The sequence below is a fragment of the Rhodococcus sp. WS3 genome, from assembly GCF_003797085.1.
Taxonomy (GTDB): Bacteria; Actinomycetota; Actinomycetes; order Mycobacteriales; family Mycobacteriaceae; genus Rhodococcus_F; species Rhodococcus_F globerula.
On record NZ_RKMA01000005.1, the window covers coordinates 80,440 to 105,290 of the forward strand.

17 protein-coding genes and 2 pseudogenes are annotated in these 24,851 nt (G+C 59.3%); 9 read left to right on the forward strand and 10 right to left on the reverse strand.

What is annotated here, in order from left to right; translation table 11 throughout:
* Nucleotides 1-5: 5 nt before the first annotated feature.
* The 3 genes from EEB13_RS29935 to EEB13_RS29945 all read right to left on the reverse strand — a co-directional run bounded on the left by EEB13_RS29935 (nt 6) and on the right by EEB13_RS29945 (nt 2,758).
* The gene (locus EEB13_RS29935) at nt 6-311 is read right to left on the reverse strand and encodes a transposase (protein ID WP_045063496.1); all 306 of its coding nucleotides are present in this window, start codon (nt 309-311) and stop codon (nt 6-8) included.
* Between the two features lie 85 nt (nt 312-396).
* Nucleotides 397-1,719: an MFS transporter gene (locus EEB13_RS29940; protein WP_045063729.1), complete on the reverse strand. Its 1,323-nt coding sequence runs from the start codon at nt 1,717-1,719 to the stop codon at nt 397-399.
* Between the two features lie 298 nt (nt 1,720-2,017).
* Nucleotides 2,018-2,758 carry a GntR family transcriptional regulator gene (locus tag EEB13_RS29945; protein ID WP_045063493.1) on the reverse strand — a complete coding sequence of 247 codons (741 nt, stop codon included), beginning with the start codon at nt 2,756-2,758 and terminating at the stop codon, nt 2,018-2,020.
* Nucleotides 2,759-2,977: 219 nt separating this feature from the next.
* Here EEB13_RS29945 and EEB13_RS29950 point away from each other — a divergent pair, with 219 nt between their 5' ends.
* The 4 genes and pseudogenes from EEB13_RS29950 to EEB13_RS32190 form a co-directional block, all read left to right on the forward strand.
* On the forward strand, nt 2,978-4,315 hold the full coding sequence (locus tag EEB13_RS29950) for an enolase C-terminal domain-like protein (protein ID WP_045063490.1): 1,338 nt from the start codon (nt 2,978-2,980) through the stop codon (nt 4,313-4,315).
* Nucleotides 4,312-5,781, forward strand: coding sequence for an aldehyde dehydrogenase (NADP(+)) (locus tag EEB13_RS29955; protein ID WP_045063488.1), 1,470 nt, complete (start codon nt 4,312-4,314; stop codon nt 5,779-5,781). The genes EEB13_RS29950 and EEB13_RS29955 overlap by 4 nt, the downstream gene beginning before the upstream one ends.
* Entirely contained in the window at nt 5,778-6,983 is a 1,206-nt protein-coding gene (locus EEB13_RS29960) for a fumarylacetoacetate hydrolase family protein (protein ID WP_045063486.1), read from the forward strand. Before EEB13_RS29955 ends, EEB13_RS29960 begins: the two co-directional genes overlap by 4 nt.
* A gap of 284 nt (nt 6,984-7,267) precedes the next feature.
* Nucleotides 7,268-8,148 (forward strand): annotated as a pseudogene (locus tag EEB13_RS32190) (transposase); the annotation flags it as partial.
* Nucleotides 8,149-8,699: 551 nt separating this feature from the next.
* Here EEB13_RS32190 and EEB13_RS29975 read toward each other — a convergent pair.
* From EEB13_RS29975 to EEB13_RS29995, 5 genes are all read right to left on the reverse strand, one after another.
* Nucleotides 8,700-10,076 (reverse strand): MFS transporter, encoded by a 1,377-nt coding sequence (locus EEB13_RS29975; RefSeq protein ID WP_052683280.1) that lies wholly within the window; start codon nt 10,074-10,076, stop codon nt 8,700-8,702.
* A gap of 74 nt (nt 10,077-10,150) precedes the next feature.
* The gene (locus EEB13_RS29980; protein ID WP_045063484.1) at nt 10,151-11,350 is read right to left on the reverse strand and encodes a CaiB/BaiF CoA transferase family protein; all 1,200 of its coding nucleotides are present in this window, start codon (nt 11,348-11,350) and stop codon (nt 10,151-10,153) included.
* The gene (locus EEB13_RS29985) at nt 11,347-12,891 is read right to left on the reverse strand and encodes an aldehyde dehydrogenase (NADP(+)) (RefSeq protein WP_222839827.1); all 1,545 of its coding nucleotides are present in this window, start codon (nt 12,889-12,891) and stop codon (nt 11,347-11,349) included. Before EEB13_RS29985 ends, EEB13_RS29980 begins: the two co-directional genes overlap by 4 nt.
* Nucleotides 12,888-13,856, reverse strand: coding sequence for a fumarylacetoacetate hydrolase family protein (locus tag EEB13_RS29990; protein ID WP_222839828.1), 969 nt, complete (start codon nt 13,854-13,856; stop codon nt 12,888-12,890). Before EEB13_RS29990 ends, EEB13_RS29985 begins: the two co-directional genes overlap by 4 nt.
* A 148-nt stretch (nt 13,857-14,004) precedes the next feature.
* A complete protein-coding gene (locus EEB13_RS29995) occupies nt 14,005-15,021 on the reverse strand; it encodes a LacI family DNA-binding transcriptional regulator (protein WP_045063482.1) in 1,017 nt (338 codons plus the stop codon).
* A gap of 102 nt (nt 15,022-15,123) precedes the next feature.
* Here EEB13_RS29995 and EEB13_RS30000 point away from each other — a divergent pair, with 102 nt between their 5' ends.
* From EEB13_RS30000 to EEB13_RS30020, 5 genes and pseudogenes are all read left to right on the forward strand, one after another.
* Nucleotides 15,124-16,302 carry an extracellular solute-binding protein gene (locus tag EEB13_RS30000; protein WP_141486946.1) on the forward strand — a complete coding sequence of 393 codons (1,179 nt, stop codon included), beginning with the start codon at nt 15,124-15,126 and terminating at the stop codon, nt 16,300-16,302.
* Entirely contained in the window at nt 16,289-17,080 is a 792-nt protein-coding gene (locus tag EEB13_RS30005) for an enoyl-CoA hydratase/isomerase family protein (RefSeq protein WP_045063480.1), read from the forward strand. The genes EEB13_RS30000 and EEB13_RS30005 overlap by 14 nt, the downstream gene beginning before the upstream one ends.
* A 22-nt stretch (nt 17,081-17,102) precedes the next feature.
* Nucleotides 17,103-18,071, forward strand: a complete 969-nt coding sequence (locus EEB13_RS30010) for an MBL fold metallo-hydrolase (protein WP_045063479.1) — start codon at nt 17,103-17,105, stop codon at nt 18,069-18,071.
* Nucleotides 18,068-19,015, forward strand: a complete 948-nt coding sequence (locus tag EEB13_RS30015) for a 3-hydroxyacyl-CoA dehydrogenase family protein (RefSeq protein WP_045063478.1) — start codon at nt 18,068-18,070, stop codon at nt 19,013-19,015. The genes EEB13_RS30010 and EEB13_RS30015 overlap by 4 nt, the downstream gene beginning before the upstream one ends.
* Before the next feature lie 489 nt (nt 19,016-19,504).
* A pseudogene (locus tag EEB13_RS30020) lies at nt 19,505-20,699 on the forward strand (IS3 family transposase).
* 295 nt (nt 20,700-20,994) lie between these two features.
* On the opposite strand, the gene EEB13_RS31715 reads toward EEB13_RS30020, so the two are convergent.
* Complete coding sequence (locus EEB13_RS31715; protein ID WP_162487707.1) at nt 20,995-21,132, reverse strand: hypothetical protein; 138 nt, start codon at nt 21,130-21,132, stop codon at nt 20,995-20,997.
* Between the two features lie 277 nt (nt 21,133-21,409).
* Nucleotides 21,410-24,733 (reverse strand): protein kinase domain-containing protein, encoded by a 3,324-nt coding sequence (locus EEB13_RS30025; protein ID WP_141486947.1) that lies wholly within the window; start codon nt 24,731-24,733, stop codon nt 21,410-21,412.
* Nucleotides 24,734-24,851: the final 118 nt, after the last annotated feature.

The following is a 24,851-nucleotide window of genomic DNA, read 5'->3' on the forward strand; positions in this document are numbered from 1 at the left end:
GAGCTCTACTTTTGTTGATGCGCCGCGAAGTACGCCGACGCTTTTTTCAGGAACGCTATGTCTTTCTCCTGCTCGGAGACCTGCTTGCGCAGTCGTGCCAGTTCGGTACGTTCCGCGGCGGTCAACGGTTGATCTCCGGACGTTGCAGCAGCATCGATGCGTCGTCGTTCGTCGGCGACCCACCGCCCGAGCAGGTTCTCGCTCAATCCGAGGTCGCGGGCGACCTCGGCGATGGTGCGGCCGAAATCGATCACCCGGCGGGCGGCTTCGACCTTGTACTCGGTCGTGAACGACCTGCGCTTGCGGGACATGAGGACATCCTCCCAGCGGAACCTTCGGTCCCGCTATCTCGGTGTCCACCATCCGGGGTGAACCTCAGGGAGGTCTGATGTGGGTTCATGCGGTTTGAGGAACCTTTAGCGGTTCAACTTTTCCCATGAGGAACAGGTAGTTTGCAGCGCCGAGGAGCGCGACAGCCCCGATGACAGCAAGTGGGGCGATGTAGGACCCGGTGCGGTCGACGAGAACCCCGATGACTATGGGAGTGAAGATGCCTGCCAGATTTGACGCGAAGTTTTGGATACCCCCGATCGACCCGACGTGGTTCGAACTGGGTGCGACGTCCGCAGGTAGGGACCAGATTCCGGTTGCGGCGATGGTCAAGCTTGAGTAGGCAAGTGACAAGAGCGCCAATGCCATCCATGCTTCGGGGACGACGGCTGCAAACATGATGACGGAGCCGCCGGCTAGGCCTCCGGAGATCTGGGTCTTGCGGACCCGGGTGATGGAGTGGCCCCGGCGAACTGCTCTATCGGCAGCCAGCCCGCCCAGCCAGCCGCACGCAACGGCGCATACGCCGGGGAGGGCGCCGAACATGCCGAGTTTGAGGAGGTCGAATCCGCGTTCGCTGACAAGGTAGCTGGGAAAGAACGTGATGAAGAAGTAGATCGCGCTGTTCAGGCAGAAGAAGCCGAACATCATGCTCAGGATCGTTCGGTATCGGAAGAGTGAACGCCAGGGAAGCTTCGCGGCGGCCGCATTGTCGTTGTTAGCGGAGCGCGCGCCGCCGTCTTCGATGTGTGCGAGTTCTGCGGCGTTGACCCGCGGGTGTTCCTGTGGGCTGCGGTATATCTTCCACCAGGCGAAGGCCCAAACGACACCGAGAGCGCCGATGATGATAAATACTCCGTGCCACGTTGTGATCGAGATGATAAGTGCCACGATTGGCAGCGCGATTACTGCGCCGACGCGGGATCCGGAATCCCAGATGCTGGTGGCGAATGCGCGTTCGCTCTTCGGGAACCAGGTGGCGACGACTTTTGCGGAGGTGCTCGGGGCTGGGCTCTCGCCTACGCCCAGCAGGAAGCGGACCGCGAATAGTGAGCCGAATCCGCGTGCTAGTGAGGTAGCCATGGTGCAGACCGACCACCACAGCGCGGCAATGGTGAACGAACGCCGAGGCCCGACTTTGTCGACATACCAGCCGGCGGCGAGTTGGCATACGTCGTAGGCCCAGAAGAAGGCAGCAAAGATGAGGCCTTGTTGAGTGGCGGTGAGGTGGAAGTCCTCGCCCATGAACGGTAGAGCGACGCTCAGACTTGACCGGTCGAGGTAGTTAATGCTCAGGCCGACGAAAGCGAGCCAGATGATGGCCCAGCGCATTCGTGTCTTGGTCCGAGTTGCTTTGACAGTGGAAGCGCTTCCAGTTGCAGTTCTCATTTTGGGGTTCTCTCTGAGAAGACAATTGTACTCGGAAACCGAGGGTTGGAATCGACCGAGAAGGGTCATTCGAATCATGTATGAATCGACTCGATCATATAGGCAACATCGAAGCAGGTGATGCCCATCACTGTCAAGGCTGGGCAGGGTTGAGTCAACGGGCAAGCGGTGAGCGCGGGGTTGTTGCGCAATTGTCCGTGATCTTTCGCTGTCCCGACGTGCATGTGCTGGCCGGTGTTCTCGCGCGACAGGGACCATTCAGTCCGACCTGTGAATTATTCGGCGAGTGGTGCCAGCTCTATCTGGCTATGCGAAGTTTTGGCGATCGTGTGGTCGCGCCACTCGAATCGAGTGGAGGTAGCGTCTCTTCGAAGGCTTGGGCGAATCTTGTGAAAGAGTTCCGTATGTGGTCGGCCATGGACTGTTCGGCTGCGACTGGATCGCAATTGCGGATCGCATCCCATACGCGGCGATGCTCGGCGACGGTGATCGATCCGTCGACATCTGCTGGATAGAGCCGGAAAGTATGCAGATGGCAGTGGGTCTGGTTGAACGCCTGTTGGACCACGCGATTTCCCGATGCGCGCAGGATAGTGCCGTGGAAGTGGGTGTCGTGTGCGACTAGGTCCTGTCTCAGGTCGCCGCCCTTGTCGATCTGGAGCTTGAAGGCGTTCAATTCCTGGTCGAGTTCGTGTCCAGGGTTTGCGAGTCGGTCTACCGCGGCTGATCGAGCCGCCCATGGCTCGACGAGTAGGCGAAATTCGAACAGTGCGCGTAGTTCCGGGAGGTTGAGAAGGGGTGTTGTACTGTACCCGCGGCCGGGGCTGTAGATGACCAGGTTGTCGCCCTCGAGTCGCTGCAGAGCCTCTCGGATTGGTGTCTGCGAGACTCCGAGCTCGCGTGCTATGGCGTCGATATTCATTCGGGTGCCTGGCGGTATCTCGCTGGCTACGATTGAATCGCGGAGGATCGAATAGACCTCACCCGCAGCCGCTTTCGATGCGGTCTTCGGGGAGTTGGACTCATCTTTATGTGGCATGGATGGCTACCTCTCTCGCTCCTTGGTGTTGCAGTAGCGACGGAGCAGGTCAAACGCAGGCTGGATGTGCCGACTTTATACGCCTCGCGCCGACCTCAGCGCGGGCCAATCTGCCTTTTTGTGACGGTTGGTTGCCGGATTCCGTTCTGGGGGTTGACGCCGTTCCCCCAAGGTATATGATTAGTTTAATTCCTATATGATCCATGAAGGTGAGTGACCATGTCCCGCATCGTTTCCATCACGACTTCCGATATTCGGTTTCCGACCTCGCTCGAACTCGACGGTTCTGACGCGGTCAACGTCGACCCTGACTACTCCGCGGCTTATGTAGTGATCCGTACAGACGCCGGCGACGAAGGCCACGGGTTCGTCTTCACGTGTGGCCGTGGCAACGACGTCATCACCCACGCGATCGATACATACGCACAGTTGCTGCGTGGATGTGACGTCGAGGAACTGATCTTCGATCTCGGCGGCGCCTCGCGTCGATTGGTGCACGACTCGCAGTTGCGGTGGTTAGGCCCGGAAAAGGGTGTCAGTCAAATGGCTTGTGGTGCATTGGTCAACGCGCTGTGGGATATCCGCGCGCGTCGTGAGAACAAGCCGCTGTGGCTTTTGCTCAGCACGATGGCCCCGGAGGAACTCGTCGACGTCGTCGACTTCACCCATATTCGCAACGCGCTCGATCCCTCTCAAGCTCTCGATATCCTCGAGCGTGGGAACGAAGGCAAGGCGGATCGCATCGACGCCCTCCAGGCTTACGGCTACCCTGCATACACAACTTCGCCGGGCTGGCTGGGCTACAGCGACGAGAAGTTGGTCCGACTCAGCAAGGACGCTGCCGCCGACGGCTTCGCCATGATCAAGCTCAAGGTTGGGGGAAGCATCGAGGACGATCTTCGTCGACTGGCGCTCGCCCGCGAAGCGGTCGGTGACCTGCCGATCGCGATAGATGCCAATCAGCGTTGGGAGGTACCCGAGGCCATCGACTGGGTCAACCGCCTCGCGAAGTTCGACCCGTTCTGGATCGAGGAACCGACCAGCACCGACGACATTCTCGGCCATGCAGATATCCGCAAGGGTGTTTCGCCTACCCGCGTCGCCACTGGTGAGGCCGTTGCGAACCGGATTGTCTTCAAGCAGTTGCTGCAAGCGGAGGCGATTGATGTGCTCCAACTCGACTCCACGCGCGTCGCAGGCGTTAACGAGAATATCGCCACAATGCTGCTCGCCGCACGATTCGGTGTACCGGTGTGCCCCCACGCCGGAGGCGTCGGTCTGTGCGAACTCGTGCAGCATTTCTCCTTCTTCGACTATGCGGCCGTGAGTGCCTCACAGGAGGGGCGAATGATCGAGTATGTTGACCATCTGCATGAGCACTTCGCTGAACCTGTCCAGGTCACGGGCGGCCGCTACGCTGCGCCGAAGCTGCCCGGAATTGGTGCGGAGATGCTCACCGCTTCACGGGAACGCTGGGTCTTTCCGGCCGGTGCTGGCTGGAATGAAGTGAAAGAAAGTGCAACCGCCACGGAAACCGATGCAACGGTGATCTCGTGAATACGACCGTGAACGACCTCGATGGGAAGGTCGAAGCAGCGCACGCGGCATACGGCAAGGCTAAGGTAGTCGCGCCGGAAACCCGCGCTCTGTGGCTCGAAACGGTCGCCGCAGGCCTAGACGACGACTCCAGTGTTTTGGTTGAGATCGCCTCCCGTGAAACGAATCTGGGGATCGTACGGCTGCAGGGCGAACTGCGGCGCACGACGTTTCAGCTTCGGTTGTTCGCCGATGAGCTCCGGCGCGGCGAACATCTCGACGCAACCATCGACCACGCGGATGATGCATGGGGTATGGGGCCGCGTCCCGATATCCGGCGCTTCAACATTCCACTTGGTGTCGTGGGGGTTTTCGGGGCGTCGAACTTCCCCTTTGCATTCAGTGTGATGGGCGGGGACAGTGCTTCAGCTCTTGCCGCCGGATGTGCCGTCGTCCACAAGGCCCACGATGGTCATCTCGAATTAGCCTCGCGCACAGCAGATGTTGTGTTCTCGTCCCTCGATGCGGTTGGTGCGCCCGCGGGTTTGTTCTCGCTAGTGGTTGGACGACCCGCAGCTGAAGCTCTGGTCGATCACCCGCTGGTCAAGGCGATCGGATTCACCGGTTCGACGGCTGGTGGTCGCGCACTGTTCGATCGTGCGTCGGCACGCCCCGAACCCATTCCCTTCTACGGCGAATTGGGCGGTGTCAACGCGGTATTCGTCACGGAAAACGCTTGGACCAGCCGATGCGAGGATATCCTTGCCGGTTTTGCCCAGTCCTTCACCCTGGGGATGGGGCAGTTCTGTACCAAGCCTGGATTGCTATTCGTCCCGGCCGGAACGACCGAGCACCTCACAACGACGCTGGTACATTCACTCGACGGGTTCACACCGACGCCTCTCTTGAATGATCGACTCCATGACGGGTACCGTACGGCAGTCGACAGCATTCGGAGCGATCCCGGAGTCGAAACTGTAGTCGACGGTGATTTCACTTCGACGCCGACACCGATTGTGTTTCGAACTACCGCGGAGCGTGTCCGGGAAAATCCGGAATTGCTGCGGCAGGAGATGTTCGGACCCGCCAGTCTGGTTGTCGAGTACGGTGCTGAAGACGATTTGGTCAGTCTCGCAGAGCTTCTGGAAGGCCAGCTCACCACGACCCTGCAAGCCGAGCCTGCCGACGACGTGAGTGAACTGACCGCCCGGCTGATCGAGGTCAGCGGTCGAGTGCTATGGAATGGCTGGCCGACCGGTGTGACTGTCAGCTACGGCCAGCATCACGGCGGTCCCTACCCAGCGACCACTTCGACGACGACCTCGGTGGGTACCGCCGCGATCCGGCGATTCCTCCGACCAGTAGCCTATCAGTCATTCCCCGAGACCCGCCTGCCCGAACCAGTACAGGATGCGAACCCGTGGGGAATCGCGCAGCGAGTCGATGGACAGTGGATTCGTCCTCAGCGGGCGAGGATCCAATTATGAGCTTCCGCCACGTATTGCCCGACGATATGGAGCGGGCACGGTTGATCGGGCGGGTGTGGGACGTCGAAACCGGCGGGCCTCGCGTTGTCACTGTTAGTGGGGGAGACGTCTTCGACCTCACCGAGATTGCGGCAACTGTGTCCGAACTGCTCGAGTCGTCTACCGTACTTGCCGACATCGACGACGCTTCGACGCGGCCGCGCTGGAACGTGGCGGAGTTGGTCGACGCCTCGCTGAAACGCGATGGTACGAGGTCGCATCTCTTGGCTCCGGTCGACTTACAAGTAATCAAGGCCTGCGGCGTCACCTTTGTCGAAAGCATGATTGAGCGGGTGATCGAGGAACGTGCCTCTGGTGATCCGGATCGTGCGGCGGAGGTGAGGGCACTGATCGGACAGGCGATTGGCGGTAGCATCGCGGCACTGCGTCCGGGGTCGCCCGAGGCGGCGGTGACCAAGGACATTCTCCTAGCGGAGAGCCTGTGGTCGCAGTACCTGGAGGTGGGAATCGGGCCAGACCCCGAGGTCTTCACGAAAGCGCCAGTGCTCTCATCTGTGGGATTTGGTTCGAAGATAGGCATTCCGTCGTTCTCGTCGTGGAACAATCCGGAGCCTGAATTGGTGTTGATCGTGAACTCCGTCGGCAGTGTTGTGGGTGCCACTCTGGGCAACGATGTCAACCTGCGAGACGTTGAGGGTCGCAGTGCATTGTTGCTCGGGAAGGCGAAAGACAACAATGCCTCAAGTGCGCTCGGTCCCTTCATCAGGCTTGTCGACGAATACTTCACTCTCGATTCTGTTCGGACGACGGAGATCCGGCTCCGTGTGGTTGGCGACGATGGTTTCACGTTGGACGGTACCAATAACGTCGGAAAGATCAGTCGGTCTTTCGAGGAACTTGTTGCAGCGACGATGGGCGAGCATCATCAATACCCTGACGGCATAGCCCTTTACACCGGAACGCTGTTCGCTCCCACTATCGACCGAGACACGCCTGGACAGGGCTTCACACACAAGCCAGGTGACATCGTCACTATCAGCAGTAGCCGTCTTGGTTCCCTGATCAACGAGGTAGGCCCCACAGAGACGCTGCCCGATTGGACGTTCGGACTTCGTCAACTGTTTGGTTATCTCCACACGCATGCAGTTGCAGCTCCTCGTACTGAACAGTCGATCTTGTTTCCTGGCAACCAGATTCGGTGACGTGGGAACTCCTCATGGAGCGCGAAACTCATCGCACTTCGGTTGCCGTCTATAGGTTGTCTTCGCAGGTCGGCGGACGGTGAGGAAACGTCCTCCTCGACAAACACCTGTGATGCTTAAGCCTGAATGCACCGATGCGCTGATTCAGTCATTCTGAATTCTTTTGCGCGGCAGTGGATGGTGGACGGGCATGGCTGATTAGCCGACCTCGGCTGTCGGGGTGTTCCACTGGGGCTTTCATTTTGTCGTCGGGCAGGAGTCGGATCAGTCAGCCGGCCGTCACCACTGCCGAGCGGGTCCCGGAGAACAAACTCACGGAGGCGGAACGTCGCGGCGTCCTCGATGTTCTGTGCAGTGACCGGTTCGTGGACCAGGCGCCGCTCGAGGTTTACGCCCAACTCCTCGACGAGGGCGTGTATCTCTGTTCGATGTCGACGATGTATCGGATCCTTCGGGAGAATGCGCAGGTCAAAGAGCGGCGACGCCAAGCCCGTCATCCCACCCGTGCTTGTCCGGAACTGGTGGCGACCGCGCCGTGTCAGGTGTATTCGTGGGACATCACGAAGCTGCCCGGCCCGGTCAAAGGCACCTATTTTGACGCGTACGTGATGATCGACATCTTCTCCCGCTACATCGTGGGCGCGCACGTGCAGACGCAGGAATCGGGATTGCTCGCTGCGGAAATGATGACCGAAATCTTGCTGTGCACGGTATTCCGAACGTGGTGCACGCGGATCGGGGTACGTCGATGACGAGTAAGACCGTCGCGACGCTGATCTCGAGGTTACCCGCTCACATTCACGGCCGCGGGTATCGAACGACAATCCGTATTCTTCAATCACTGTTCAAGACCCTCAAGTACGGGCCGATGTGGCCGGAGCGCTTCGCCTCGATTCACCATGCACGAAATGTCTTGGACGCGTTCACCTCGTGGTACAACCACGAACATCGCCATACCGGGATCGGGCTGCACACACCGGCGGATGTGCACTTCGGTCTTGCCGGACAGAAGGCCACCGAACGCGCCGTCGTGCTCGCTCAGGCACGTGCGCAGCATCCAGAGCGCTTCGGGACGGCCGGCATCCCAAAGATCCTGGACCTGCCCGTCGACGTCTGGATCAACAAGCCCTCGGTCGAACCCGATACCGATCAGGCCGCCGCGTAACTCCCGTTGGACTCAATCACCTTGACAGATTCCGTATTGCTACAAGGCAGTTACGAGCCGATCCTCGCGAAGAAGCCGAAGACTGCCAGTGATCCGGCGAGAACATTTGCCGCATGCGAGAACCTAAGAAAGGCCGCACCGATCCCGTGCGGCCTTCCCCTTTAACCTCCTCGAACGAATCGCACTCGATCAGAGGGGTTTTCGCCTGTAAATCGGCCGGCCAGCCACCTCCAGCTTTGCGCCGTAACTACCTCGACGCTTTGCAACTGAGGGTTAGGCGACTAAAACCATCCTGGCCGCGCTTCCCATATGGGAGCTATGGACGATTAGGCACACTCGTTGCCGCGTCGGAAGTTACCCAAAAGCCACATGTCGAAAACCCGTTTTTTGGCTCCGTTGGGTGAGATTTCGATGTAGCCGCACTGGTGTATAGTCGGTCATTGACCTCAGAGGGCAAACCGGCATCTCATTGTCTTCTAGGCGAGAGCCTTGTCTGGCCAAAGAACCTGCTTACCTTCAAGATGGCCACTGCAGCGCGTAGGGCATCTGTGTCAGTTGGCGAATTCGGCGTCGATCTGTTCGATTGTCTTGTCTCGTGTCTCGCGGCCGAAGTAGAACATCACTGCGGCAAGAAGAGAGAACGCGGCCATGAACACGAAGGCAGGCAGTGTTGCCTCTGCCGTTGCTTTGGGTGTCACGACTGTTCCCGCTCCGGAGATCAGTACCAGACATCCCGGGCCGAGTATCTTTCCGATGCTGCCGAATCCGTATGCTGCCCCCGTTCCGCTTGTTCGCATCGATGTCGGGAACATTTCGCCGAAGTAGTTCGTCGTCAGCGCGAAGACGCCGTCGAGGAAGAAGAACGTGACGATGATTCCGAGATAGAACACTGGGACAGGTCCGAGATAATGGTCCTTGAGCAATGCTGTGACGACGAGTCCGGCGGCGCCAGCGGAACAGGCGACCATTCCCGGGAGCCTACGGCCGACTTTGTCTGCCAGCCAGGATCCGATCAGTCGGGCCGCAAACCCGGTCAGGCTGACGAAGATGAACATGAATGCGGCCTTTTCGGCGGTCACACCGAGAATCATGGTCAGAAGCGCAGGACCCCAGAGGATTACACCGTATTCTGCGGTCTGTGTACCAAGGCTCATGAACCAGCTCACGACGACGCTACGGCGATTCTTGAACATGTCTCGCCAGCGAGGCTTGACCGCATTGGAATCCACCTCGGGCAGAACGACATCTGCAGGGTCGCAATTTACTGCCCATGCAATGGATTTCTTCGCGTCCGCGATGCGTCCCTTGGACTGCAGCCAGCGGGGAGACTCTGGAACTTTGGATCGGAACGGCAGTAGCAACAGTGCGGGGAGAAGACCTACAAGAACCAGCCCGTGCCATCCCACGCTGTCTCCGAGCAGCGATGCGGTCAAGCTGCCCAGCAGTAGCCCGATCGGGATGAAGGCCACGACGAGCCCTCCGATACGTCCGCGAACGCGGGAGGGAACGAATTCCTGGATGTAGGGGACGTCGACGATTGCTAGTCCGCCGACTCCGAATCCGACGACGAAACGTAGTAAGGCAAGAACGTGCCATGCGCCGAAGGGGATGAAGATCATCAGGCCTGTAGCTACGGAGAACGTGACGATTGTGCCGATGAAGCAGGGTCGTCGGCCAATCTTGTCGGCAAGTGCGCCCCACGCGAATGCTCCCACGATGGCGCCCAGCCCGGACGACAGAAGGATCAGCGCGCTGGCCCCGAAGCTGAGGTGCCAGGGGCCGATGATGAGGTTGAGAATGAAACCGATCAGGTAGTAGTCGAGGAACTCCAGCATGTTGCCACCGACGGCGAGGGCGATCAGCCCCTTTTGCCTGCTGGTGAGCATGCTGCCATCTTCTTTTGTGAGGTCCATCGTTGGGACGGCCATTGTTGACTCCGGGTGTGTGTTTGAGTCTAAGCGGGAGACGATCTTCCGGTTAGGGGTGGATGAGGGTCGACCTACTAGCTTTCGAGCAGAAGGGCAGCTCGTTCGGAGCCGAGGAACTCGGTGAGAACCTCGTAGCTGTGCTCGCCGACGAGTGGGGGACGAAGGCGTTGGCTCCATCCGGTTTCCGACAGAGTGATGGGGCAACCGATCAGTTCGACGGGACCTGCCGTGGGGTGCTCAACGGTGACGATCATGTTCGAATCAGCGTCGCGCATTTCCTGCACGGCCTCCATATTGGTGCGCACGGGTGCAGCCCAAATTCCGGCTGGTAGCAACAGTTCGAGCCATGCTGCACTGGTTCGGGTCAACATCGCTACGTCCATGATCTTCTTGGCTTGGTCGCGTTCTTCCCACGGATCCAACCCCGCGAGTTCTGGCAAGGAAAGGAGCTCTCCGATGGTCTCGAGCGATGCCATCGCGATCGCCACGTACCCGTCGGTGGTTTCGTAAATCCCGAACGGGGCGTCGAGCCAGGGGCCACCGACACCCGCAGACGATCTGGAAGTTTGCTTTCCGTTGGAAAGGTTGACCATCGCGGAGATCTCTTGGCACTGCATTGCCATCGCCGTTGAGAAGAGATCAACCTCGACGCGTTGCCCGATACCGAGGTGCTCGCGGGCGATGAGAGCTGTCAGAATTCCGATTGTCAGCGATTGCGCAGTCGTCGCGTCGCAGAGGGAGCTGCCTAGCGGTGTTGGTGCATCGTCAGCTTTGCCGGTGTTGTACGCGAGCCCGGATGCTGCCTGAATCAACAGATCCTGACCGGGACGATTCTGCCGCGCCCACTCGGTATCTTGACCCCAACCACTACCTGAGGCGTAGACAATCTTCGGATTGCGTGCGCGGAAGCGCTCGTATCCGAGGCCTAGTCGCTCCATCACGCCGGGTCGGAAATTCTCCACCACGACATCACATGATTCACCGATCTCGAGCAGCGCATCGATCACTGCCGGGTCCTTGAGATCTACGGTCAACGATCGTTTGTTGCGGTTCATCGCGAGAAAAGCCGCTGAGTCCTGACCGACGAGTTCTCCCATGAACTCGAGCCCTCGCTCCCATTCACCTTCGCCTGGCCGTTCCACTTTGATCACGTCGGCGCCAAAATCAGCAAGTGTTTGAGTTGCGTACGGGCCCAGCATCATCTGTGTGAAGTCCAGTACCCGAATATTCGAGAGTGCCCCCCGTTGCTGCTGGGCTGTTTCGTTCTGGTTCATAGTGTTTCCTTTGCTGATGTCATTTTTTGGTCGCCGGCAGAGTCACGGCGAGGGATTCGTAGCGGGTTGCCGTCGCGTAGTTCGGCAGGCAGCAGCGCATCGGGGACCGACTGAAAGGTTATGGGGCGCAAGAATCTACGTATCGCGGTCGCACCAACTGAGGTGTGAGCTGCAGCGGTGGATGCAGGGTAAGGACCGCCGTGTGTCATCGAATATGTCACCGCGACGCCTGTGGGATATCCGCCGACCAACACGCGACCAGCGAAGCGACGCATCGCCGCGAGGATCCTGGTGCCGACGACTTCGTCGACGGCTTCGTCCATGTGAAGGGTGGCAGTCAGAGATCCTGCCTGTGAGCCCAGGAAGGAGAGCAGGGCAATGTCGTTGTCGTACCTCAAGATGACGGAAGAAGGGCCGAAGCACTCGGCCAACAGGCTAGGATTGTTGTCAGCTGCATTCAGAGGTGCGACGAAGACCGTGGGGTTTGCCCACAGCCCAGGTTCTTGCACTGAACTCTGCATCGTCAGGACATCGACTTCGTCGGACGTACTCAGCTCAGCGACGTATTCCTGGAAGTCCCGCAAAGTGGCCGAGTTCAGCAACCAACTACCTGAGATGCGTTCGACGGCGTGTTTTACAGCTTTCAGAAGCTGATCACCGGCAGGCCCGGACGGAAGCAAGAGAAGTCCTGGCTTCGTGCAGAACTGACCACCACTTCCCGTGATCGAGGCCGCGTAACCGGCCGCGATGTCGTCCGCACGCTGGCTGGCGGCTGCGCGAGTGACGACAACGGGATTGAGGCTTCCGAGTTCACCGAAGAATGGGATCGGTTCCGGTCGGTTCGATGCGAGATCGAACAGCCTGCGTCCGCCCGATAGAGATCCGGTGAATCCTACGGCCTTAATCCTAGGATCGGTAACAAGTGCGGTTCCTGCGTCGCGGCCGTACACGGTGGCATGCGTACCGTCCGGTGCACCTAGTGCTTTCACTGCACGCGCGATCGCATTTGTAGCAATTTGCGAGGTGCGTGGATGCGAGGAATGCGCCTTTGTGATGACAGGGCACCCCGCGGCAAGCGCTGACGCGGTGTCCCCGCCCACCACACCGAAGGCGAGCGGGAAGTTGCTGGGCCCGAAGACTGCAACAGGCCCTAACGGGGAGAGCATGCGGCGTAGGTCCGGATGCCCGACGGGAGGAGGGCCTGGAACTTGACGGTCGATGACAGCCCCCAGGTATGCGCCATCGTCGAGTACGTCCGCAAAGAAGCGGAACTGGAAGCTGGTGCGAGCCAGCTCGCCCGTGAGCCGGGGAACCCCTAGTGCTGTTTCCAGGTCGGCGGCGGCGACGACCTCAGGATCTGCGTCGAGCTCATCTGCGATGGATCGCATGAGTTGTGCACGTTCCGAAGGTTTGAGATCGGCCAGAGAAGACCCCGCTGACCGGGCCTGCTCGACAACTCGATCGAGCTGCCCCTGGTCGGTCGGTTCGATGTCGTGTGTCAAGGTCAGGCCCGTGCGCGGATCGATCGAGTTGATTGTCAACGAAGCACTCCGTTCGTGCGGGATAGTCGCTGCGTGGGGTCTGTGAAGGACTCGGTGAGCCATCGCATGGGACCGATTCCGCTCACGACAGGATTGGCGAGAGTTCCCAGGCCTTCGATACTGATCTCGACTTGATCGCCCGAGCCGATCGAGAACGGCAAATCAGGCACCAAACATGTTCCGGTCGACAGGACGACGCCGTGTGGAAAGGCTTCTGCTCGATGTAGCCAGTCGACCAAATCCGTTACGGTACGGTGTAATTCCTCGGTCGATGCGGTCCCACTCCACACAGTTTCGCCGTTGCGGATGACCGTAGCTTCGATGGACAGCCTGTGTGGGTCCTCGATCGTCCAGGCTGGGGTGATTCCAGGACCGACGGCGCATCCGCCCAGATACATCTTCGCTTGAGGAAGGTAGAGTGGGTTTTCTCCTTCGATCGTGCGAGAACTGACGTCGTTGCAGATCGTGAAGCCGACGATTTCTTGATATCGGTTGATGACCACAGCGAGTTCAGGTTCTGGGACATTGATCTCGGAATCAGCCCGCACCGAGATCGGTTCGAGGTGGCCGACAACTCGCCAGGCCGCTGATTTGAAGAAGAGTTCAGGTCTCGGAGCGCCGTAAATCCGGTCGTAAACAGAAGCCGCTGAAACGCTTTCGGTCATTCGAGCCTCTTGAGACCGGCGGTACGTGACGCCGGCCGCCCATACTTCGGTCATTTCGTCGACGGGGGGCAGTAGCTGCACCTCCTTCAACTTCAGGCTTGACTCGGTGGAGTGTTCGCATGCTCGGCGTATGTCATCGCTGCGCATGCGCAGCAGTTTGGCGACCGACGAGACGTGCAGGAGTGTTCGTATGCCCTCGTCGCATACGATGCCGACCGACGGGTTTCCGCCTTCCGGAGGTAGAAAACGAATGATCTGCATGTAGTCCTCTGTCCAGACGTGAAGCATGACCGCTGACATAGTCATCAGATTGTGTGGGGTGCATCACCACGACAGGGAAACTATCAGAGAAACGATTCTCCTACAAGACGTTAGGATGTGGAAATAGTTCAAGCCGCGGACGCTGCCTGGACAGCGCGGATTGACTGGTCGAGGGCAGGGCCTGTGTTTACAGGTCGAGGGCAGGGCCTGTGGATCCCCGAATTACGAGCTCCGGGGCCGGTGAGTTGATGATCACCTCACCACCGACATCCCCGCCGAGAACCAGCTCGACAGCGCGCTGCCCCAGCGCCTCCAAGGGCATTCTCACTGTCGTCAGCGCAGGTCGAAGGAAGTCTGCCAGTTCGAGATCGTGAATCGCGACTATGGACAGATCGCGAGGAATAACGATGCCGGCATCCTGGGCGGCGGCCATCACGCCGACGGCGGCCATGGCATTCGACACGACAACGGCAGTGGGGCGTTCGCCTTTCTTCAGTAGTCGTGAGAAGGCTGCGTATCCATCCGCGGGGGACGATCCGGCCCATCCCAGGCGCCCATTGGGTGCCTCGAGCCCGCGCGTGTGCATCTCCTGTCGCCATCCGGCGCTGCGGTCGCGCGCATGTCGAGTGCCGCGGGCGGTCGTGATGCAGGCAATATTTCGATGCCCCAGGTCGGCAAGGTGCGATGTCGCCAGGCGACCCGCTTGGCGGTCGGGAAGGCAGACGGTGGCATAACCCTCTGCCGGTTCGTCTTGTAGTACGACGAGGGGGGTTTTGCCCACAACCGATTCCCGGAGTGATTGATCGGCCTTCGTGCCCAGTCCTTGCAGAATCAGTCCGTCGATGAGATCGCCACGAAGGAGTCCTAACAATCGTTCCGGAGCAGCGTTGATCTCCTCGGCCTCGCCCACGAAGAGTCCATGTCCACGGCGTGAAGCTGCGATCTGGCAACCGCGAATGATCCCGGCGTATACGGGACTGACGATGCCATGGGCGATCACGGCGACGGCGTGCCCCCTGGGGGACCTCAAGGATTGCGCCGCGGCATTCGGGGTGTACCCCAAATCTTCACGAGCGGAAAGGATCCTGGATCGCGTTTCGTCTCGGATCTTGAGGGTGGGGTCGCCGTTGAGGAGACGGGAGACGACAGATGGTGCGACGCCGGCAAGGGTCGCGACGTCCCGGAGTGTCGGTGTGCGCTGCATTGCACCATCATCCCGCAAAACTCCGTTGGCATTTGCATTCCGACACTTGCATTTAGAGAATCGATTCTCTACCGTGGTTTACATCACATAGAAGGAGTTGGTGTGACAAGTATTAGAATTCTGGGGTGGGATCACCCCCGTTGCGTGGATCCTCTGAGGGAAGCCGCTCGGGTATGGAACGAAGCAGATCCGCACTCTGTCGTCACCGTATCCGCCAGGCCGCTGTCGGAATTCAATGACCAACCGCTGGAAGAACTCTCGTCTAACTGTGACCTGATGGTCATCGACCATCCGCATCTGGCCACCGCAGCACATGCTGGGGCGATCGCGCCATTGGAAGATCTCGTCGACACGACGGTGATCGACCAGATTCGGAACGACGCGCTCGGCGCGTCCTGGGACTGCTACTCCCTGGACAGCCATATATGGGCGCTTCCAGCAGACACGGCATGCCAGGTGGCAGCAAGCCGACCGGATCAGTTCGAAGCTTTGGACGAGCAGCTGCCCAGGTCATGGGGGCAGGTACTCAATCTCGCAGAGAGGCGACCTGGATTTGTCGCCCTTCCGCTTTACCCTACCGACGCAATTTCGTCGCTACTGAGCATCGCCGCTGGACTCGGTGCCAATTTCAGCGACGACGGCGACGCCCTGACCTCCGATGCGAACAGGGAGGCAATGTTGGTTGCACTCTCGATGCTCGGACATCTGACAGACATTGTGTGGCAAGGAAGCTGGGACTCCAATCCTCCAGCCCTTCTCGATCGCATGGCAGGCGGAGACGAAATCGGATACATCCCACTGACCTACAGCTACTCGCAGTACGCCAGTCCCGCTGCGCTCAATCCGCTGCAATTCCATGTCCCTGTAAGTCCCGTAGGAAGCTTGCTTGGCGGCGCTGGACTAGCGGTTTCCTCACAAGCAGTTGCCCCCGAGGCCGCGGCGAACTTCGCGAGCTGGTTTTGCTCGCCCGGTGTCCAAAGCGCGATCGTCGGCCTGAACGGTGGACAGCCGGCCATGCGAAGTGCATGGGAAGACGCACAGTGCGACGAACGCGTCGGCGGAATGCTCACAGCGACAAAGCAAGCACACGAAGCGGCCGTCGTCAGACCCCATTCGCTGTGGTGGCCAGGCTTCCAGGAAGACGCGGGAAACTTGTTGGCCTTTGCCCTTCGGACAGGTACCAGCCCGTACGTAATTTTCGATCGACTCGAGCGTTGTCACGAAGCGCACGCCACCGCGGAATCCACTGCGACAAACGGAGTTCACAGTGCACGAAGATAGAATTCATCCAAATCTCGTCGTACAGAGTTCGGATTCCGTCCAGACCCTGCGCATCGACCGACCTGAACGTCTCAACGCGCTGAGTTCGTCGATGGTGGACTCGCTGATCGACTGGGCGAGAGCCGTTTCTTTCGATCGGACCCTTCGGGCGTGCATAATCACCGGCACAGGTCGAGCATTCGTCGCCGGCGCAGATATCAGCGAATACGATGGGGTTTCCCAATCAGGATTCGACGCTTATCAACGGAAATCTCGCCGAATGTTCGATTCCATAGCTGAAATATCACATCCGACCATCGCCGCGGTAAACGGATACGCGCTTGGGGGCGGCTTGGAACTAGCGCTGAGCTGTGACTTCATGATCGTCTCTGAGACCGCGAAACTTGGTCTACCCGAAGTCAAACTTGGACTGTTGCCAGGCGGCGGCGGAACGCAGCGGCTAGCTCGTCTCGTCGGACAGGCGCGGGCGAAAGAGTTGATCATGACAGGGCGATCGATGACCGCCGCTGAGGCGGTCGGGTACGGCGCGGCGCTTGACAGCGTCCCGGCTGAAATCCTGATCGAGCGCAGCGGCCAACTAGCAGCGCTCCTGGCGCGGAATGCCCCTATTGCGGTAGCCGAGATCAAGCGTGTCGTAGCTGACGGAACAGATTGTTCACTGGCTGCCGGATTGACCTTGGAGCAAAGAGCGCTCAGCGGGCTTTTCGCCACCGACGACGCCACCGAAGGCATCCAAGCATTCATCGAAAAACGTGACGCCCACTTTTCGGGCGCGTGACCCCCACAACACAAGGAGAACCATGACGGAGAACAGTGCGACTACTGTCGCAACAGATACATTTGGACCGTTCACCCAGGTCAGCGTTGGCCTAAGTGGCGACCATGAAGGAAAAGCCGTCGTCAATGCTTACATTGTCCGAGACGGCAACACAGCGGCTTTTCTCGACAGTGGAGTGGTGTGGGGCTATGACCGACTGACCGAAGCGATCGATCGATTGGGTTTGCAGCCGTCGGATGTGAAGTACCTTCTCAACACCCATGAGCACATGGACCATGTCGGTAACAACGCACGCCTGGTGAAGGAGACCGGATGTCGAGTGGGAGCACACCCGGGTCGTGCCGACTGGATTGCCGACAATGATCTCAACGCTCGAATGATGGTCCAGCGATTCCCCGACGCCGCACCGCTTTTCGACCTGACCGAGGAATACCTTTCTTGGATGGGAGATGAAGCCGCACCGGTGGATTTCTTCCTGACGGAGGGCGCAAAGGTCGACGTTGGGAACATCACGCTCGAAATCGTCGAGTTACACGGACACTCACTCGGTGAGATCGGATTCTGGGAAGCCGAAAGCGGTGTGTTCATGTTCGGCGATGTTCTTTTGCCACAAGATAATCCAGTGTTGTACCTGTATGAAGACCCGACAATCATGCGGACCACGTGCGAGAAGCTTGCGCACTTCCTCAGCGAGCGCGATGTGAAACTGGTGTACTCCGGGCACGGCGCTCCTTGTGGAAAACAGGAGGCTATTGAGTGGGCAAACGAGTGCCGCGAGCGCGTTGACCAGATCCACGATTCGGTAGTTGGATCCATCAAGAAGGCCTCATCCGGGGTGACGTTGGCTGATGTCCGTGACGAAGTATGCGACGCATTCGGCAAGGTCCGTGAGTGGCGGGCGCTGATCACCATCGACGGCCACCTCGCGGAACTTGAGCGCGCCTCATCGATCGAGAAGCGAGATGGCCGCTGGTATTGGGTCGCTGCATGATTCGGGTAACAGTCCTGGGCGCTGGCACCATGGGAGCTCAGATCGCCGTGGCCTTCGCACAGGCGGGTTGCCCTGTACGGCTGTGGGGCCGACGAGCGGAGCAACTTGACGACGCTCGCGAACGCATCGACAAAATATGTCTGTTCCTGGCCGAGGTCGGGTTGTCGACAGCAGATGCACAGTCCACGACTGAACGCGTCGGGTTCACAAGCGATCTCGCGGATGCAGTAGCAGGTGCTGACCTCGTAGTCGAAGCGATCACCGAAGATCTGGAGAGCAAGCAGCAGGTCCTGTCCGCCGCAGAAGCGAATGTCTCCGATGATGTCCTCCTCGCGAGTACCACGTCGGCGATCAGTCCGACCTCGATCCAAGAGTGTCTCCGACTACCTGGCCGGTTCGTCGTCGCGCACTTCGCCCAACCTGCTCACCTGATGCGGTTGGTCGAAGTTGTGCCCGGGGCAAAAACTATGGACGCGAGTACCGAAAAGATCGTAGGTATTCTCGACGGGATCAACGCTGCACCCGTCATCGCACCAGATATTCCAGGGTTCCTGTGGGCTCGCATCCAACATGCGATTCTGCGTGAATTCGCTGCCCTCGTCGGCGCCGGGCTCGCGACACCCGAGGCATGTGATCGTGTACTTAAGGAGGGATATGCCGTGCGTCTGCCCGCGATGGGTTCTTTCGAGCACGCCGACTTGGCGGGAATTGATCTCATGACCGGAACCGCGGCAAGTGAAGTCTGGGCGGATCTCAGCACCGTTAGCTCACCCCGTGACACCCTTTTAGGCGAGCTTCTCGCCAAAGGTCGCCTGGGAATGAAGACGGGAGGCGGTTTCTACAGTTGGACCGACTCCGGAGCGGAACAGTTCAGAATGGCCAGGGACAAGCAGATCGTCGCTCATACCCTCGCAGTACGCCGCCGTAAGGATCGAAACTTCTGAACGACAGCATGATTTGGGAGGCTATGATTGAGATCTGTCGAACGACAATTGTGATGAAGGTTTGTAGGCTGATACAGCCTCTTCGATCATGGTTCCTGGCGAGTCCGACTATCGACGCGGCACTTTTCAGTATTATCCGGTAGTTATAAACTCGCGTGTCATACAACGCAGGGCTCAGATGTGTGACACGGCGCCCCACCGTAAGGTGGGGCGCCCGTTGTTGTTTGAGCAAGTTCTAAAAGGGTGCAACCGTCTGAAGTGAACAATCGCGTCAGAGTGCATGTGAGACAGATCTGTATTTAGAGCATCGTGCTTCATGCCGCTCACAGAGTGGCGGACTGGCGTGGGCGTTGAAGTACAAGTGGGACACGTGACACGTGGCCTGCGAAACACAGAGAACGCCAATCTAAATGGCATGACCCCCATTAAGTGACCCGTAGGTTATGAGAATCCTTCCGCCCTGATCAAGGGCATGAAAGGCTACAACTCATGGCTGGACGTAAAAGGCATACGCCCGAACAGATCATCCGAAAACTGCGCCAAGGCGACGAACTCGCCGCCACAGGCGCCGACGTCGAGGAAATCGCCCGACAACCCGACGTCTCGGTCCCGACGCTCTACAACTGGCGCAAACAGTACGGCGGAATGAAAGCCGACGACGCGAAAGAGTTCAAGGAACTCAAGAACGAAAACGCCCAGCTCAAGAAGCTCCTCGCTGAGGCCGAGCTCGAAAAGGCTGCACTCAAGGAGATCGCGAAGGGAAATTCTGAGCCCGACCGCCAAACGAAACGCCGTGACGATGCTCCAAGAAACGATGGGGCTCTCACAGCGTTTCGCCTGCAAGGTCGTCGGGCAACCGCGATCGACCCAACGCAACCAGCTTACGAAGAACACCCGGGACGATCCGGACGCGGATCTGCGGAAGTGGTTGCGAGACTGGGCCAAAGCCAATGCACGTAAGGGGTTCCGGCGGGCTTGGGCCGATCTGCGTGCCGCCGGTTGGGTAATCAACAAGAAGAAAGTGCAACGGCTTTGGCGTGAGGAAGGGCTGCGGGTGAAGGTCCGCAAAGTCCGGAAACGGGCTGGCGCTTCGACTACTCCGATCACCGAGGCGGACGCACCGAAGGTGGCGTGGGCGATCGATTTTCAGTTCGATTCGACCACGGACGGGAGGAAGTTCAAGATTGCGTCGATGGTCGACGAACACACCCGCCAGTCGGTGCTCAACATGGTCGAGCGGTCCATCCTGGCGGAGGACCTCGTCGCAGCGTTGGAGAACGCGTTCGCACTCTGGGGCGGACCACCGCAGGTGCTCCGGTGCGACAATGGGCCCGAGTTCATCTCCGAGGCACTGAGGACGTTCTGCGAGGATCAAGTCGGTATCGGCTACGTTCCACCCGGGCAGCCGTAGAAGAATGGGTACATCGAATCGTTCAACAACCGTGTCCGTGACGAATGCTTGAACATGAACGAATTCCACAGCCTCCTCGAGGCTCGCGTGGTCATCGAGGATTGGAAGGAGGACTACAACAACCGGCACCGTCATTCATCGCTGGAGTACCAAACTCCAAATGAGTACGCTGCCAGCTGTATTCACACGAGTTTATTCTCTGATACCGAGTGGCTCACCAAACGGGGTCCTACCATGAACCCGTGGGTCGCGTTCGAGTGCTGCAGTTTGTGAACCCGAGATCCCGCTCACCTCTGACAATCGAATTCACGGGCTCCCAGGAGAGAGATCGTCTTAGAACGGCGTCGGCTCGAACATGACGACCACCCGCGCCACCGAACCATCAGTGCGCCGGGCTGCTTTGGCGAATCTATACTCGTACTTGCATATTCAAGAACTCATGGTCCAAACAATAGTCAGCTATTTCCCTAAATGCGGTAATGCGTACTACAGCAATGGGACTTCTACTTTTACTGACCGCGACCGGATGTTCGGCCAATGATTCAAGCGGGAACCACCCCGCGGGGTCTCAGCACATCACGCCGACAACCTTGATTCGGGAGACGGCAGCAGCGTATCCGTCACTGAGATTGGTGCCAACTCCGGAATCGAACATCAAGTTGACGGACAGTGCAGATCTGGCAGATACACACCCCGTCTCCGTCACCTCCTACAGCCTCGCGGACGGTGTGGGAGATCGCATCGCCGTGCACTTCGAGTCACGCACCCCTGCATGTTCGGCGCACGCGCCAGTATTGACGAGACAACGTCCGACGTGACGGTGAGTGTCGGCACGCTTGCCGCTGCAGTTGGCATGGCCTGCACCATGGAGGTTGTGGAGGCAACTCTCGATCTTGCTCGACGTTCCGCTCGGAGACGGGATTGTCCGCAAGGGGTGATCGAGAATGGGTAAGGAGGGCGAGCCGAAACACCGAAGGTTGAGGCTATTTCTTTACCCACACCGCGATTTGTGTTCGGGACGTGAAGTCGAGTTTGGTCAGTATGTGTTCGACGTGTCCTTGTACTGTCCGTTGTGAGATGACGAGTCGTTCGGCGATGGCCCGGTTGGTCAGTCCTTCTGCCACCAGTTCGGCGATCTGTCGCTCGCGGCGGGTCAATGTGGTGTGAGGTGGTTGGCCCTGTGGCGCTTCGTGTGGTTTTCCGAGTGCGTAGGCAACGGCCTCGCGAAGACTCAGGTTGTTGCCGAATTGGAACTGCGTGCGGAATCCGTTTTCGCCGAGGGTTTTGCGAGTTTTGCGGACGCATTCTTGGTGGTCGGTGAGTTTCTCGAGGAATGCAACGGACGGGCCCCCGATCTGCGTGGACAGGCTGGACGTGGCGCCCAGTAGCACGGCGGCTCGTTTAGTATTGTCGTGATCGGCTTCGATCCAGGCCAAGGTCGTCAGGCAACGGGAAATACCTACAGGATCCTCGATTTGGCTGGACACTCGAAGGCCTTGCCCGAGCATCGCTTTCGCCTCTTCGGACTTGCCTTGCTTCCATCTCGCCCAGCCGCCGTACATCGAAGATCTACCTCGGTAGACTAGTTCGCAATGATCGACGGTGACGTCGAGCATTTCCTCGTGACAGATGGCTGCCTGTGTCACGTTGCCGAGCATCACATTGGCCACGCCCAGCACCGCCAAGGCGCCTACTTGGCAGAATCGGTATCCCAGTTCAGCGGCGGTGCGGAGAGCGCTGTTTGATTTGTCGATCGCGGTCTTATAATCGCCGCTGTAGAGCGCGATGGAGCCTGCTGCATGTGCTGACAGTGTGGACAACGAGTCGTTTTCGAGGAGTGCGGCGGCTTCCAGGCCGTCGGTTATGAGAGTGTTGGCAACCGTAACGTCTCCTTGTAGAGCGGCCAGTATGCTGTTGAAACACAGCGCCTTCGCTCGGTCCACGGTCAGTGGAGGTTGATCGCTGGCGAGCAGTCGGTCGAACCACAGTCGGCCTTCGCTGAGTAGTCCTCGGCAGGACCAGAGCGGGAACAGTGCGGCGGCGATGCGGAGGCCTGTGGCGGCTTCTCCTGGTTCGGTCAGGCAGAAGCGTAGTGCTTCGTCCAGGTTTGGTCGTTCGCGCACGAGTCGGGTGATCCAGGTCTGTTGTTGTGGGCTGATCCATTGTGCGGCGGCTTGTTCGGCGAGGTGCTGGTACCAGTTCCGGTGGTGGCGGCGCGGTGCGGTGTCTTCGCCGCGGGCGTGTAGTTTCGCTCGGCCGTAGTCGCGGAGGGTGTCGAGCATCCGGTATCTGACCACGGGACCGGATTGCTCGCGGATCAGGATGGACTTGTCGACCAGTTGCGCTAGCGTGTCGATGAAGTCGGCGGATGAGTTGGTTGTCTGGCAGATCGCTTCTGCTGCGTCGAGTTCGAAGCTGCCGGCGAATACTGTTGTGCGGGTCCAGGTCTGCTGTTCTTCGGTGGTGCACAGATCGTAGCTCCAGTCGACGCTCAGTTGCAGTGTCTGTTGTCGTGTCGGTGCGATGCGACTGCCGCGGGTCAGGAGAAGGTATCGGTTGTCGAGTCGGTCGAGGATTTGTTGGGCGGACATCGACCGGAGTCGGCCTACCGCTAGTTCGATCGCGATGGGGAGGCCGTCGAGGAGTCGGCAGATCTGCGCGACGGCTTTCTGGTTGTCGTCGTCGAGTTCGAAGCCGGGGACTGCGGCAGCGGCGCGTTCGGTGAAGAGTGTGACGGATTCGCATCGCGTCAGCCGGCGAGAGGAATCGGATTCGTTCGTATCGGGGATGTCCATGGGGGGCACTCGTACGATCGATTCTCCTGCGATGCCGAGTTGTTCGCGGCTGGTGGCGAGGATTTTCAGTTTCGGGCAGGTGCGGAGCAGTGCTTCGGCGAGTGCGGCTACTACGTCGAGGAGATGTTCACAGTTGTCGAGCACGAGGAGCAGGTCTTTGTCGTGGAGGTAGTCGGCGATGAGGGACAGTGGTGGGTTGGCTGTTTGATTGAGTATCCCGAGGCTGGTGGTTACGGCGCCGGCGACGAGCATCGCGTCGTGGATTTCGCCGAGTTCGACCAGCCAGACACCGTTGGTGAATGTGCGTTGTTTGTCATTGGCGAGGTGGAGTGCGAGACGTGTTTTTCCGACGCCACCCATTCCTGTCAGGGTGACCAGTCTTGATGCCGACAGGCTGTTTTTCGTTGCGACGATTTCTTGGCGTCGTCCGACGAAGCTGGTCAATTCCAGCGGTAGATTGCCGCTCGCGTTTCGGGGTCTGGTCTTGACGAGGTTCTCGATCTTGGAATGGTGTTTTCCGGAATGGTGTTCGTCCCCGGCCAGGTCGGCTCGGTTTGGTGAGTGCTGAGTAGGCCCCTGAGTTGGTTTGTCGGTGCTGAACGAGGGTGTTGGACTCGGCAGAAGGACCATGTCGTCGATACGGAGGTTGTGTCGTTGTTCGAGGGTGCGGAGCTGGTCACCGAATGATGCAGCGGTGGTGGGGCGATCGGTCGGGACACGTGCGATGGCATGGTCGATTGCGGCCGCGACGTCGTCGGGGATGTCGGTTCGTCCCAGGAGGCTCGGTGTGGGTTGTGTGGTGATGCGTAGCAGTTGGGCAATGACCTGCTCGCCGTCGAGGAGCTCGAAGGGAGCGTGCCCGGTCAGCGCGCAGAACAGGGTCGCGCCGAGGCCGTAGATGTCTGAGGCTGCGCTGGGATGTCCGCCGGTAAGTAGTTCGGGAGCGATGAATGCCGGCGAGCCTTCGATGGTGCCGGTAACTGTGTCGAAGGCGCCGGCGAGGAGTGCGATCCCGAAATCGGCCAGTTGCGGCTCGCCGTAGTTGGTGAGGAGGATGTTGGCGGGTTTGAGGTCCTGATGAAGGACGCCGCGTCGGTGAGCTGATTCCAGAGCTCCTGCGATGCGCACGCCCAGGCCGAGAGCTTTGTCCCAACCGAGGGTTCCGTTTGTGTGGATGGAGCGTTCCAGAGAATCTGTCGCCAGGTAGGGCATTGCTATGTACGGCAGTCCGCTGTTGGTGGTGCCGGCCGAGAGGATGCTTGCGATATTCGGGTGGCCTGAGAGCCGGCCCATTACTCGTTGTTCGCGTAGGAATCGTGTGAGGTTTTCGGGGTTGAGGCTGTTGAGTAGGACTTTGATCGCCACATCCCGATCGAGGGATGTTTGTCTGCAGTGGTACACGACGCCGAATCCGCCGCGGCCAATCTCGTGCGCGTCGTCGAACCCGGCCGCCGCCAGTTGTGTGGCGATCGTGTCGAGGTCGTCACGCGGGTTGGGCTCGTAATCGTTCACAGTCTTGGGTCCTTAGAAGGACTTCCAGCGAGTTCCGTCGGGAGTACCGGTGAGACCAGTCTACCGTGGCAGACTTTTGTCGCGATCGGGTTGCTCGTGCTCGGGCATCCCTGCTCCC

Coding starts and splice junctions, on each gene's coding strand:
- EEB13_RS29935 (WP_045063496.1), bottom strand. CDS start 311: ATGTCCCGCAAGCGCAGGTCGTTCACGACCGAGTACAAGGTCGAAGCC.
- EEB13_RS29940 (WP_045063729.1), bottom strand. CDS start 1,719: ATGAGAACTGCAACTGGAAGCGCTTCCACTGTCAAAGCAACTCGGACC.
- EEB13_RS29945 (WP_045063493.1), bottom strand. CDS start 2,758: ATGCCACATAAAGATGAGTCCAACTCCCCGAAGACCGCATCGAAAGCG.
- EEB13_RS29950 (WP_045063490.1), top strand. CDS start 2,978: ATGTCCCGCATCGTTTCCATCACGACTTCCGATATTCGGTTTCCGACC.
- EEB13_RS29960 (WP_045063486.1), top strand. CDS start 5,778: ATGAGCTTCCGCCACGTATTGCCCGACGATATGGAGCGGGCACGGTTG.
- EEB13_RS29975 (WP_052683280.1), bottom strand. CDS start 10,076: ATGGCCGTCCCAACGATGGACCTCACAAAAGAAGATGGCAGCATGCTC.
- EEB13_RS29980 (WP_045063484.1), bottom strand. CDS start 11,350: ATGAACCAGAACGAAACAGCCCAGCAGCAACGGGGGGCACTCTCGAAT.
- EEB13_RS29990 (WP_222839828.1), bottom strand. CDS start 13,856: ATGTCAGCGGTCATGCTTCACGTCTGGACAGAGGACTACATGCAGATC.
- EEB13_RS29995 (WP_045063482.1), bottom strand. CDS start 15,021: ATGCAGCGCACACCGACACTCCGGGACGTCGCGACCCTTGCCGGCGTC.
- EEB13_RS30010 (WP_045063479.1), top strand. CDS start 17,103: ATGACGGAGAACAGTGCGACTACTGTCGCAACAGATACATTTGGACCG.
- EEB13_RS30015 (WP_045063478.1), top strand. CDS start 18,068: ATGATTCGGGTAACAGTCCTGGGCGCTGGCACCATGGGAGCTCAGATC.